The organism is Pedobacter kyonggii, from assembly GCF_004310665.1.
Classification (GTDB): Bacteria; Bacteroidota; Bacteroidia; order Sphingobacteriales; family Sphingobacteriaceae; genus Pedobacter; species Pedobacter kyonggii.
The window spans coordinates 125,358-137,834 of the sequence record NZ_SIXF01000010.1 but is presented as its reverse complement, the minus strand read 5'-3'; the positions used below and the strand labels follow the sequence as shown (position 1 = coordinate 137,834).

At 36.4% G+C, this 12,477-nt stretch carries 13 protein-coding genes; 11 read left to right on the top strand and 2 right to left on the bottom strand.

Annotated elements, in window-relative coordinates; genetic code table 11:
- Nucleotides 1–49: 49 nt before the first annotated feature.
- A complete protein-coding gene (gene porW, locus EYS08_RS12585) occupies nucleotides 50–2,815 on the bottom strand; it encodes a type IX secretion system periplasmic lipoprotein PorW/SprE (protein WP_131030369.1) in 2,766 nt (921 codons plus the stop codon).
- Nucleotides 2,816–2,925: 110 nt separating this feature from the next.
- On the opposite strand from porW, the gene EYS08_RS12580 reads away from it, so the two are divergent.
- The 9 genes from EYS08_RS12580 to EYS08_RS12540 all read left to right on the top strand — a co-directional run bounded on the left by EYS08_RS12580 (nucleotide 2,926) and on the right by EYS08_RS12540 (nucleotide 10,389).
- A complete protein-coding gene (locus EYS08_RS12580; RefSeq protein ID WP_131030368.1) occupies nucleotides 2,926–3,150 on the top strand; it encodes an AtpZ/AtpI family protein in 225 nt (74 codons plus the stop codon).
- A gap of 188 nt (nucleotides 3,151–3,338) precedes the next feature.
- Nucleotides 3,339–3,728 (top strand): hypothetical protein, encoded by a 390-nt coding sequence (locus EYS08_RS12575; RefSeq protein WP_244215943.1) that lies wholly within the window; start codon nucleotides 3,339–3,341, stop codon nucleotides 3,726–3,728.
- A 14-nt stretch (nucleotides 3,729–3,742) separates the two neighbouring features.
- Nucleotides 3,743–4,873, top strand: coding sequence for a F0F1 ATP synthase subunit A (gene atpB / locus EYS08_RS12570; protein WP_131030367.1), 1,131 nt, complete (start codon nucleotides 3,743–3,745; stop codon nucleotides 4,871–4,873).
- Nucleotides 4,874–4,915: 42 nt separating this feature from the next.
- Nucleotides 4,916–5,128: an ATP synthase F0 subunit C gene (gene atpE / locus EYS08_RS12565; RefSeq protein WP_025144011.1), complete on the top strand. Its 213-nt coding sequence runs from the start codon at nucleotides 4,916–4,918 to the stop codon at nucleotides 5,126–5,128.
- 87 nt (nucleotides 5,129–5,215) lie between these two features.
- On the top strand, nucleotides 5,216–5,710 hold the full coding sequence (locus EYS08_RS12560) for a F0F1 ATP synthase subunit B (RefSeq protein WP_131030366.1): 495 nt from the start codon (nucleotides 5,216–5,218) through the stop codon (nucleotides 5,708–5,710).
- Between the two features lie 61 nt (nucleotides 5,711–5,771).
- Nucleotides 5,772–6,311 (top strand): ATP synthase F1 subunit delta, encoded by a 540-nt coding sequence (atpH, locus tag EYS08_RS12555; RefSeq protein WP_131030365.1) that lies wholly within the window; start codon nucleotides 5,772–5,774, stop codon nucleotides 6,309–6,311.
- Between the two features lie 201 nt (nucleotides 6,312–6,512).
- Complete coding sequence (atpA, locus tag EYS08_RS12550) at nucleotides 6,513–8,087, top strand: F0F1 ATP synthase subunit alpha (protein ID WP_131030364.1); 1,575 nt, start codon at nucleotides 6,513–6,515, stop codon at nucleotides 8,085–8,087.
- An 87-nt stretch (nucleotides 8,088–8,174) separates the two neighbouring features.
- A complete protein-coding gene (atpG, locus tag EYS08_RS12545) occupies nucleotides 8,175–9,059 on the top strand; it encodes an ATP synthase F1 subunit gamma (protein WP_131030363.1) in 885 nt (294 codons plus the stop codon).
- Between the two features lie 202 nt (nucleotides 9,060–9,261).
- On the top strand, nucleotides 9,262–10,389 hold the full coding sequence (locus EYS08_RS12540; RefSeq protein ID WP_131030362.1) for an ATP-binding protein: 1,128 nt from the start codon (nucleotides 9,262–9,264) through the stop codon (nucleotides 10,387–10,389).
- A 58-nt stretch (nucleotides 10,390–10,447) separates the two neighbouring features.
- Here the strand turns inward: EYS08_RS12540 and EYS08_RS12535 are convergent, their stop codons facing one another.
- Complete coding sequence (locus EYS08_RS12535) at nucleotides 10,448–11,155, bottom strand: hypothetical protein (protein ID WP_131030361.1); 708 nt, start codon at nucleotides 11,153–11,155, stop codon at nucleotides 10,448–10,450.
- Between the two features lie 225 nt (nucleotides 11,156–11,380).
- Between EYS08_RS12535 and EYS08_RS12530 the strand changes: the two genes are divergently transcribed.
- Both EYS08_RS12530 and EYS08_RS12525 read left to right on the top strand, forming a co-directional pair.
- Nucleotides 11,381–12,145, top strand: coding sequence for a 5'-nucleotidase, lipoprotein e(P4) family (locus EYS08_RS12530; RefSeq protein ID WP_131030360.1), 765 nt, complete (start codon nucleotides 11,381–11,383; stop codon nucleotides 12,143–12,145).
- Nucleotides 12,146–12,202: 57 nt separating this feature from the next.
- Complete coding sequence (locus EYS08_RS12525) at nucleotides 12,203–12,421, top strand: hypothetical protein (protein ID WP_029278686.1); 219 nt, start codon at nucleotides 12,203–12,205, stop codon at nucleotides 12,419–12,421.
- The last annotated feature ends 56 nt before the right edge of the window (nucleotides 12,422–12,477 follow it).

The following is a 12,477-nucleotide window of genomic DNA, read 5'->3' as shown; positions in this document are numbered from 1 at the left end:
TTAATTTTTTATAGAATAGGTTTTTCGCTACTCGCTTAAACCATGTTCCTTATTTGTAATTGTCTTTTAAAAACTCCAGATATTCGTTGATACGCGAACGGTCTGTTAGCTTTTCGAAGTTTTCTTTACTGATGATAAAACCTTTATATAAGTTGGTCGGAACCTTCATAATGTTCTTTAACTGGCCTATAATGCTCGATTCATAAATTTTCGCATCTTCAAGATCGATAAAACTTGTAATGTAAATTAGCTGATCATTATCTAACTCTACCAATTTATGTTCCAAATCATTATCAGGATAATTACCGCGGTTAAATTGCCCTATCCCAAAACGCGATGAACTTAATGTTAAGGTTACATCGGCAACATCTATTACATAATAGTATTCTTCTGATTTAGCTGCGCTGAAAATGCTGGCCGGTTTGGTAGGATCGGCAGGCTTAACCTCAACAGGTTTAGCTACAGAAGCAGGTTCTGCTGTTTTTAAAGTGGCATTATCTGTTACCAAAGGTTTTGTTGGAACAGCAATTGGCGTAGCCTGGCTCATAAAACGCGGCGCATTGGCATCAAAATCGACAAGAGCAACTGGCCTTTGTTTAAATTCCTCGAGGTTTGCTTCAATGTATTTTAAATGATCGCGTACCAATGGTGTAATAATTTTATCGTTTGGATAAAGTGTGGTAATCTGGTTAAATTCGGTAAGCAGGGGATCAACCTTTGCTGTACGGCCAATAGCAATTGCTTTTAAATAGGCATATTGGGGTGCCAGATCATTATTGGGGAAAGCAGTGATGTTATCGTCAGCTTGCTTTACCACATTTGCATAATCTTTTTTCGCATAGGCATCAAAGGCGACATTGTAATTGTTGATGGCGATGTTCTCCATTTCAGTTTGTTTAGCCGAATAGGATGGATCTAAAATGTTCTTGGCAAAATTAGATTCCGGGAATTTAGTAAGCACCAACTGTTTATACTGATCTGATTTTACCTCATCGGTACCTTTATAATTAAGGTATAAACTGTAGTAAATGGCAGCTAAATGATTGTTATCTGGATACCTTTTAATCAGTTCCAGATAGATCTTGTTTGCTTCAGGTTTATCGTTCAGCTCTTGTTGATAAAAGCTGGCGATTTCGAAATAAGCATCAATGATTTTTTGATCGGAGGTAGCCAATAGAGCCGGAGTGGTTGGCAAACCGTCCAAAAACTGTTTTTCTAATGTGGTTTGGTCTACAGCCGCTTGGTTCGTTTCTCCATTTGCAGGTGTGATTCCGGTAGCTACATTCCCACCTGCCAAAACCTGATTGGTTTCCTGAGCAGAAGACTTGGTGCTTTGTCTCCAGTTATCTTCCAATTGCCGGTTGCCCCAACGTTTTTTGAAATCGCCAAAGCCATTGCTTATTGCTGCATTATTGTTAAAATAAAAGGTATTTCCGGCAATTTTATTCGAAGCATTTAACGATTGATTGGGAAAATCTGGGTCGTTTAAATACTGGTTACTAATTACCCCTCCGGTATTGCTCACCTCAATCTTCGGTGTTAAATAAGCTTTAACCTTAGCCTCACGCTCGCCAGCAGGAATTTTAGCTATGGCCTGGGCAGTATCTTCCTTTGAAATAATGGTGTACCTATCGGTCAAATATTTCAGGTTATCGGCTTTTTTAACAATATTATCATAATCAGGAAAGTTTTTGGGCAAAATCATTACTGTACTATCGTAATACAACTTTGCTTTAATGTAGTTGTTAAACTCTTTAAAGTTTAAATCTGCTATTCTTAAATAGGAGAGTGCCTTTTGGTTCTGGTTCCTTGTACTTTTTGCAACTGATTTGTGGTAATTTTCTTCAGCTTTTACAAAGTTTCCTTCAGCAGAAAAGAGCTCTCCAACCTGATAATAAATCTGATCGGTATAGTCGAAGTTTTTATCGTCTTTAAGTAATGCTAAAAGCTGTTCTTCCTTGTTCAGTTTTACGCCGCTTAACAGTGCACGTAGTTTAATGCGGTTTAAATTGGCATGAAAATACATTTCAAAAGGGGCGTTGCTTTTTTCTACTTTGGTGAAATTGGCATAGGCATCCTGAAGATTCTTTTCTTTTTCTTGCAACTGCGCAAGGATAAAACGCCAGCGTATACGAAGCTGTTTTTCTGCTGGAAGTGCAATTGCTGATTCTAAAAACAGGATGGCTTCTTTATTTCGGTTCTGATAAATGCGCATTTGAGCAGCAGTTGCCAATGGCTCTGCCAGATCTTTCTTCAGCTCGTCAGAAGCACGCAACATGGTATCAAGAATTTTATCGGCCAGTACCATATTGTTCAATTGCATTTGGCTACGTGCTTTCCAGTTCATGGCCATAATGAATGTTTTTAAATCGTTATTATAGGTTTTAGCCGTATAGTCAAAGTATTCTGATGCAATAAAATAGTTTCCTTTTAAGTAATTAGCCTTGCCCAAAAGCATATAGGCATCATCAATATAATTACTAAAACTTTTATCGTTTATAACAGTTTGTCCTTTAGTAATAACGTCATCGAGCTGTTTATTGGCTATCCCTGGTGTAAGCACCAGATTTACCTGTGGCTCTGGATCGAGATAAACAGGCAGTGTTTTTTCATAATTATCGGCATAACTTTGTAATAGGCTCTCATTGTACTCAGTTAGTAAAACATTGGAGTTGTAGATATAGTTATACCTTGCCGTTAAGTTTTGAAACCTGCGATCTACTGCCGTATCTTTATTTGCGACACAGCCATATATAAGGAGGACACTAAAAAAGATGAAGAAGGGATTTAAGTGTTTGTTAGCGTAATTTTTCAAGTATGATAAATCTCTTAGGTGGATATACAATAAACAATATATGTAGAAAAATATTTTATTTGGTAACAAATTTTAATTATTCAAAGTTAATTTAATTATTGCATTAAAAAATGGAAAATCCGAAAGAAGGGGATACAAAGAAAAAGGTAAATGCCGCCGCCAAATATTCGGCTATTGGCTTCCAGATGATTGCTACCATTGGCTTGCTTACTTTTATTGGTTACAAAATTGATGAGCATAGAAACAGCAAAACCAACTTGATTACCGCGGCATTTGCTTTGGCAGGGGTAGGGATCGCTCTTTATCAAGCCATCAGGCAGGCGACTAAGCCGTAAGTTTTCAGTTAGCAATTTTCGGTTTTCGGTTAACCAAACTAACAATGAAACAATTCTTCAATTAACCGATTAACCAGTTTAAACAGTTAACCAATAAACCATCCTTACAATATTTCTCTCCCTTACTACTTACTTGATACTAAAAACCTTATCTTTGCCGAAGTTTTTATCTGCTAAGAAATTATACATTGACTCTAGCCAAATTTACCAGTATCTATTTCATTTTCGTAGGCCTCTTAATAGGTGTAATTGCCGTTTTACCTGTCGTATTTCCTGATCAACAATTGTTCGTAAATAACTTTTGGGTGATGTTTGGCTTTTTGGCCGGCATAACTTACGTGGCTTATATGCTTGTTGATATTGGTATAAAACGCGATCCTGAAGTAGGCATTATGGCAATTATGGGATCAATTGCAGTGAAGATGATTTTTTGTATGGCTTTTGTGTTGATTTACAGTATAAAAGCGAAGGGAATTGGGCTTGTATTTCTGCTTAATTTTTTTTCTTTATATTTATTGTTTACGGCCTTTGAAATTTACTGTTTGTTACGTAACTTGCGCCACCAAAATTTAAAGTAAAAAACTGCCAATAAATGGATTGTAACCAAGTTTTTGTGTCGAAAGTTAAAAGACTAATTGTTGTTTTTACGCTTTTAATCGCGTTTTTATCTATCAAAATTGATACTTTCGCCCAGGTTGATAGCGCTGTTGTCCCTATTGATAGTGTTGTAGCCGGATCTGCCGAAGCAGTTTCTGGTGAGCATGGCGCTGCTAAACATGGTGAAGAAAAATTCGAGCCCACTAAAGTGATCATGGAGCACATTGCCGATTCGCATATGTGGCATCTTTGGGGACATACTTCATTGCCTCTTCCAGTAATTTTATATACTGCTAACGGTTTAGAGGTTTTCTCTTCTGGTCATTTCCATCATGGAGAGCATGATTACAATGGTAAATACAATAATTATCGTTTAGAGGAAGATCATATTAAAGTGGTTGGTGCTGATGGAAAAATCGATGAGGAAGCGAGTAAATCTGTTTTGGATTTCTCTATTACTAAAAACGTTGCAGCAATGTTCGTTGCGATTTTTGTAATACTTGTAATATTTATTTCAGTGGCAGCTTCTTATCGTAAACGTGTAGGTAAAGCGCCAAAAGGTTTGCAATCTTTTGTAGAACCAATTATTGTTTTTGTTAGAGATGATATTGCTAAACCGAACATCGGTCATAAATATGCTAAGTTTATGCCTTATTTGTTGACTACGTTTTTCTTTATCTTATTCAATAACTTATTTGGTTTGATTCCAATCTTCCCAGGTGGTGCTAACGTTACAGGTAACATTGCCTTGACTTTTGTAATGGCGCTTGGAACTTTAATCATCGTAAATATTAATGGTAACAAATACTACTGGAAACACATTTTTAAACCAGATGTTCCTTTTTGGTTGTATCCGATTATGATTCCTGTTGAATTAATTGGTATCATTTCTAAGCCATTCGCTTTAATGGTTCGTTTATTTGCAAACATTACAGCTGGCCACATTATCGTATTAAGTTTAATCTCCTTAATTTTTATTTTCGAAACATTGGCTATTGCTCCGGTTTCTGTTGCATTCGTTTTATTTATGGATGTGTTAGAATTGTTGGTGGCGTTTTTACAGGCCTTTATTTTTACATTATTAACTGCCTTGTTTATTGGTATGGCAGTAGAAGAGCATCATTAATAGAAAACTATTTTTTACAAATTAATATAAATTAAATTAGTTATGGTAGGTTCAATCGCGGCAATTGGTGCCGGTTTAGCAGTAATCGGTGCAGGTATCGGTATCGGTCAAGTAGGTGGTAAAGCAATGGAAGGTATTGCTCGTCAACCAGAAGCTGCATCAAAAATTCAGACTGCAATGATTATCGCTGCTGCCCTTATTGAGGGTGCTGCTTTATTCGGTGTAGTAGTTGCATTATTAGGCTTAAACGGTTAATAATCACTGAAGAAATTTGGTTGGGTATTTAACGATTGGTTATTTACCCAGCCCTATTAAAAAGATTGTTTTTAAAAATTAGATAAAATGGAATTAGTAACCCCAAGCATAGGATTGGTTTTTTGGACCTCGATAGCATTCATCTGCTTATTGATATTACTTAGAAAATTTGCATGGAAACCTATTTTAGGTGCTATTCACGAACGTGAGCAAAGTATTGATGAGGCCCTTAACAAAGCTGAATTGGCCAAACAAGAAATGGCTCGTTTAACCAGCCAAAATCAGGATTTGATGCAACAAGCTCGTGCAGAACGCGATGAGATTTTAAAGGAAGCTAAAACCTTAAAAGATGGTATCTTAAACGAAGCTAAAAAACAAGCTCAGGTTGAAGGTGCTAAATTGATCGAGAAAGCTAAAATCGAAATCGAGAACCAAAAGAAAGCAGCTTTGGCTGAAGTTAAAGACCAGGTTTCTTCTTTATCATTAGAAATTGCTGAACGCGTTTTACGTACACAGTTAGATGATAAAGCAAAACAAGAAACTTTAGTAGCTAACTTGTTAAAAGACGTTGAATTAAACTAAGCGTATTGCGTAAAGCGACGGGCGTGCTAAACGCTAACCGCTAAACGCCAACCCAAAAGATATGTCAGAAATTAAAGTTGCAAGCAGATACGCCAAATCATTAATAGACCTAGCCGTTGAAAACAATGCGCTGGAAGCTTCTTATAATGATATGGTTTTGTTTGAGAAAGTGGTTGATGAAACCCCTGAACTAGAAGCGATATTAAAAAACCCGATTGTACCTTTAGATAAAAAGACAGGTATTTTGAACGGTATTTTTGCTGATAAAGTAAGTAAACTAACCATCTCGTTTTTCAAGATTGTGGTAAACAAAGGCCGTTCGGCGATTTTATTTGCCACTGCTAAACAGTTCGTTCAACAATATAACTTAATTAAGGGTATTGTTACTGCTGATGTAACTACTGCAAGTACTTTAAGCCCTGCGGCTAAAGAGCAGATTATTGCGATTGTAAAAAGAGAATTAAACGCCAACCAGGTTATTGTTAACGAAAAAATTAACGAAAAATTAATTGGTGGTTTTATATTAAAAGTTGGTGATAAGCAATTTGATGCAAGTATTGCCAGCGGTTTAAGTAAACTAAGAAAAGAATTTGCGCAGTAAGCGCGTGGCGTTTTGCGTGGGGCGCTAAGCGTTGATTCACAAGGGAGCCAAATTTGAAAATAATATAGCATAGGTGTACGGAAAATAAACGCCAAACACTAACCGCTAAACAAAAAAGTATTGCGATAAGCGGATGGCGAATAAATGCCAAGCGCCATGCGCTAAGCACTAAACATTTACAAAAAGATATAAAGTAAAATTATGGTAGAGGTAAGACCAGACGAAGTATCGGCAATTATCAGACAGCAATTGGCGGGCTTCAAATCAGAAACCGAACTGGAAGAAGTTGGTACCGTGTTGCAAGTGGGCGACGGTATTGCCCGTGTTTACGGTTTAACTAAAGTTCAATCGGGAGAATTAGTTGAATTTGCAAACGGCCTACAAGGTATTGTATTAAACCTTGAAGAAGATAACGTTGGTGTGGTACTTTTGGGTGCTTCAGACGAGATCAAAGAAGGTGATACGATTAAACGTACCAAAAAAATTGCCTCTATTAAAGTTGGTGAAGGTATGCTTGGCCGCGTAGTGAACACTTTAGGTGAGCCTTTAGATGGTAAAGGTCCAATCTTAGGTGAAACTTACGAAATGCCTTTAGAGCGTAAAGCACCAGGTGTAATTTATCGTCAACCGGTAAATGAGCCTTTACAAACTGGTATTAAAGCAATTGATGCAATGATTCCAATCGGTCGTGGTCAACGTGAGTTGGTTATTGGCGACCGTCAGATTGGTAAAACTGCGGTTTGTATCGATACCATTATCAACCAAAAAGAATTTTATGAAGCAGGCCAGCCTGTGTTCTGTATTTATGTTGCTATTGGTCAGAAAAACTCTACTGTAGCTAACATTGTACGTACATTGGAAGAAAACGGCGCTTTACCATATACAGTTGTTGTTGCCGCGTCGGCTGCAGATCCTGCTCCAATGCAGTTTTATGCTCCGTTTGCAGGTGCTGCAATTGGTGAATTTTTCCGTGATACTGGTAGGCCAGCTTTAATTGTTTATGATGATTTATCTAAACAAGCTGTTGCTTACCGTGAGGTATCTTTATTACTTCGTCGTCCACCGGGCCGTGAAGCTTATCCAGGTGACGTTTTCTACTTACACAGTCGTTTGTTAGAAAGAGCTGCGAAAATCAACTCTAACGATGATATCGCAAAAGCAATGAACGATCTACCTGAATCTATCAAACATATCGTTAAAGGTGGCGGTTCATTAACTGCATTACCAATTATCGAAACTCAGGCAGGTGACGTATCAGCATACATTCCAACTAACGTAATTTCGATTACTGATGGTCAGATCTTCTTGGAGTCGAATTTGTTCAACTCAGGTATCCGTCCGGCAATTAACGTAGGTATCTCGGTATCACGTGTAGGTGGTAATGCGCAGATCAAATCGATGAAAAAAGTAGCAGGTACTTTAAAATTAGATCAGGCTCAATACCGCGAGTTAGAGGCTTTCTCTAAATTCGGTTCTGATTTAGATGCTGCAACAAAATCGGTTTTAGATAAAGGTGCACGTAACGTACAAATGTTAAAGCAAGCTCAGTTTACACCTTTTACAGTTGAAAAACAGGTCGCTATTGTTTATGCGGGTACTAAAAACTTAATGCGTAGCGTACCGGTTGATAAAGTGAAAGAATTCGAAACTGAGTATTTAACTCAATTGGAAATGCGTCATCCAGAAACTTTAGCGGCATTAAAAGCTGGTAAATTTGATGATACCATTACTGGCGTTTTAGATACAGTAGCAAAAGAGATTTCAAGTAAATACTAATTAGATACAAGTAATGAGTATCAAGTATCAAGATAGATAAACGAATCCATTCTTGATACTTGACACTTAATACTCGATACTTAAAAAATGGCTAATTTAAAAGAAGTAAGAAACCGGATTGCATCGGTACAATCAACGCAGCAGATTACCAAGGCTATGAAAATGGTTTCGGCAGCTAAGTTGAAACGTGCTACCAATGCAATTATCGCTTTACGTCCTTATGCAACTAAACTGAAAGAGATTTTAGGTAATCTATCAGCAAGTTTAGAAGGGTCTTCATCGCCTTTTATACAAGAGCGTGAACCTAATAAGGTTTTAATTGTAACAGTATCATCAAACCGTGGTTTGGCAGGTGCTTTTAACATGAACGTGATTAAAGCGGCCAACAATTTAATTGCTGAGAAATATAGCGAACAGTTGAAAAACGGTAATGTAAGCATTATTTCTATCGGTAAGAAAACTCAGGATTTTTACGAAAAACGTAATTATAATGTAATTGGTAATAATAATGAAGTGTATGCTGCTTTAACTTTCGAAAACGTAACCAAAATTACCGATACCATTATGGCCGGTTTTATTAAAGGTGAGTTTGATAAAGTGGAGGTTGTTTACAATCGTTTTAAAAATGCAGCGGTTCAGTTTATTACAACTGAGCAGTTGTTGCCTTTACCAAAAGCAGAAGAAACCAAGATTGAAAGTAAAACGACCAATGTTGATTACATTCTAGAGCCTTCGCAAGAAGAGATTGTAGGACAGTTGATCCCTAAATCAGTTAAAATTCAGTTATACAAAGCCGTTTTAGATTCTCACGCTTCTGAGCACGGTGCACGTATGACATCAATGGATAAAGCAACAGAAAATGCTGGCGAATTATTGAAAGCCTTAAAACTTTCATACAACCAGGCACGCCAGGCTGCAATTACAACTGAGTTAACTGAGATTGTAAGTGGTGCCGCAGCATTAAATGGATAACATTTAGTTTGGTGTTGGGAGTTTTTAGTCCCAAGTCTTGAAAAATAAAAAACCCATTTCTTAATTGAAATGGGTTTTTTGTGATCTATACTATTCTAAATCTGAAATTATTATGTTTTTTGTGGATTGTAATCCAAAATTATTATGTTTTTTACGGATTGTAATCCAAAATTATTATACTTTTGTATTATGATAATTGGCCATGATTATAAGAAAACAGCTGGATTATGCTTTTGCAAGGCTTTTTAAAGGAAAAGCTTTTATCATATTTGGACCTAGGCAAACAGGGAAAACGACTTTTGTTGAACAATTGTTGGCTAGAGTGGATAAAAAGACTTTATACCTCAACGGAGATGATGCTGATGTAAGAGAAACATTAGCTAAACCGAATGCTATACAGATTGGCCAAATGCTTGGTAATTACGAAGTTTTATTTATAGATGAAGCTCAACGGATAAGTGATGTAGGATTATTGATTAAAATCATTGTAGATCGATTTAAAAATGTTCAGGTAATTGCTACAGGCTCTTCAGCCTTTGAACTATCAGGTAAGATTAACGAGCCTTTAACTGGTCGTAAGTATGAAATGATGCTTCTCCCTTTCTCTTATGCCGAACTGGTAAACGATACCGATTTCATTACCGAAGAAAGATCGCTGGAGCAACGTTTAATATATGGCTCTTATCCTGAAATTATTAACGATCCACAGCATGCCGAAGAGCATTTAAAATTACTTTCCGATAGCTACCTGTATAAGGATTTATTTGCACTCGGGGAGGTGAAGAAGCCACTGCTGTTCGAGAAAATTGTAAAGGCTTTGGCTTTACAGATTGGGAGCGAAGTTAACTTTTCTGAACTGGCGCAACTGGTAAAGGCCGATCAGAAAACCGTCGATAAATACATTGGTCTACTCGAAAAATCTTTCGTGGTTTTTACGCTGCCGGCATTTTCGGGTAATGTGCGCAACGAAATTAAAAAAAATAAGAAAATCTATTTTTATGATACGGGCATTGTGAATGCCATTACGCGGAATTTTAATTCAATAGCTAATAGAAATGATGTGGGTGCATTGTTTGAAAATTATATGATTGCTGAACGGATGAAGTTTTTGCACCAGAACCAGGTAGAAGCGGAATGCTTTTTCTGGCGTACCACGCAACAACAGGAAATTGATTATATAGAAAAAACAAAAGAAAAATTTTTAGCTGTTGAGTTTAAATGGAGCGAAAGAAGTAAAAATAAAATCCCTACAACTTTTACAAAAGCTTATCCAGAAGCAGAAACTTTAATATTATCAAAAACCGAAAGAGGAAGTTTTTTGAATGGTTAATCGTTTGTTGATAAAACTAAGATACCCATTCTTAAATTGGAATGGGCATCTTACTTATTTATAAGATTGAGTCATATTTACTCATAACTAATCTCAAATATCCATTTTCTAATTTTTTGCTCACGTTCTTTTCGTTGTAAACCGTTGCATTAAATTTAGCTTCTAAAATATATGTGCCAGACTTTAATTTCTTTAAACTTGTGATTTCAAATTTTGAATTATTTTGAGCATCAGCGCTTAATTGTGGTGGTGTTCTAAATGATTCTGAACCATATGTTTTAAATCCATTAGAGATGCTTATAGCAACACCGTTTTGGATATTATCTCTACCATAATCCAGCGCGTAATTTCTCTGCCCCACTGTAAATAAATCCATAATATCTTTTGGCCTCAAAATCAGTGATTGCAACATCGATGCTTTATTATAAGTTTTAATAAATATTATGTCCACTTTTTGCTCATCATTATACATTCCATATTTCCTTGAGTATAAAACAGAATCTTTAATACCAGATATATAATAACCGTTGCCGACAATTGAATCTACTTTTGAATACGGTTGTCTATTACTGGCACTGTAGAAACTGGAATATTTAGATAGTTTATAAGTGATCCCGTCGATACTGTAAGATATACTGTCATGAGCATATTCTAAAGGGTCTTCTTTTTCGATAACTACCGGAGGTTCAATAATCGGGGCATCTTTCTTGCAGGCCGCAAAGAAAAATAGGGCAATAGCTACCCCTAGTAAGTGTTTAAATTTCATAGTAATTGATTTTATTTGTGTGTGCTCAAAAATAGTTATTTTTATAACTAAACCTTAATTGATAGAAAATTATTCTGATTATTGTAGTTGCTCCGTAGTCTACCTTTTACTTGCATATATTGTATTTAAAGTATTTCCATACAAATTACATAAGAGCCGCTTTGCAAGTTTTTTCAGGCCTGGTTAATGATAGTCTTTTAATATCTTTGCGGTATAATATCAATAATGAAAAAATACATCTTTATCATCTTATCTGCTTTTCCGTTTTTTACAAAGGCTCAAAATCCTGCCCGTGATTATACCAATGCAGTGCTTTGGCAGCAAACTTCGGGCGAGTACAGGGCGTTATGTTTTCAGGCTTATAACTTTGCCCGTTTATCACTAAAAGAAGCATTATGGGCCGATACCAGCAAAAAGCCAAATTGCGTGATTGTTGATATTGACGAAACTGTTTTAGATAATTCAGCCTTTCAAGGGCACGAAATAAAAAAAGGACTGAGTTATGTGCCTGCTGACTGGACCGAATGGACAAATCTGGCCCGGGCTGATACTGTTCCGGGGGCGTTGGCTTTTTTTAAGTTTGCAGCATCAAAGCATATCGAAACATTTTATGTGAGCAACCGAGATGAAAAGGATTATACCGCAACATTGAAAAATCTTCAACATTTCGGCTTTCCATATGCAGATGATGCACATTTAGTGGTATCGAAAGGAACATCAAATAAAGAACCGCGCCGCCAAAAAATAAATGAAACGCATAATATTCTCCTGTTATGTGGCGATAATTTAAGCGATTTCAGCAATGTTTTTTATCGCGAAAACAAAAATACCTTTGAGCAGGTAAACGCAAATCAGAACCTATTTGGAACAAAGTATATCGTGTTACCAAACCCAATGTATGGCGATTGGGAAAAGCCTTTGTATCAGGGAGAAAAACTTAGTGATAAAGATAAAGCGAAACAAAGATTAGAACGATTAAAAAGTTACTAAGTTTTATAATTATTCAGCAATAAGTATTACTTTTGCAGCATCATAAAAATAAACATTATGGAGAACAACGAATTAAAGCACAATACAGAAAGTATGAAAACGGCTAACCAGCCAGGAATTTATAAATTAATGATTTTTGGTGTACTGGTTTGCATGGTGGGTACTTACGCACGTTTCGCTTACGATTCGTGGCAAGTATCTTTAGCATCCTGGATTGTTTTGTTCATCGGTGCAATTATTGCCATTAAAGGTGTATTCAAAATATTAGACGCATAAGCGTTCTACTATAAAATATAAAGCCGATCATGTTTATTCATGATCGGCTTTTTTGT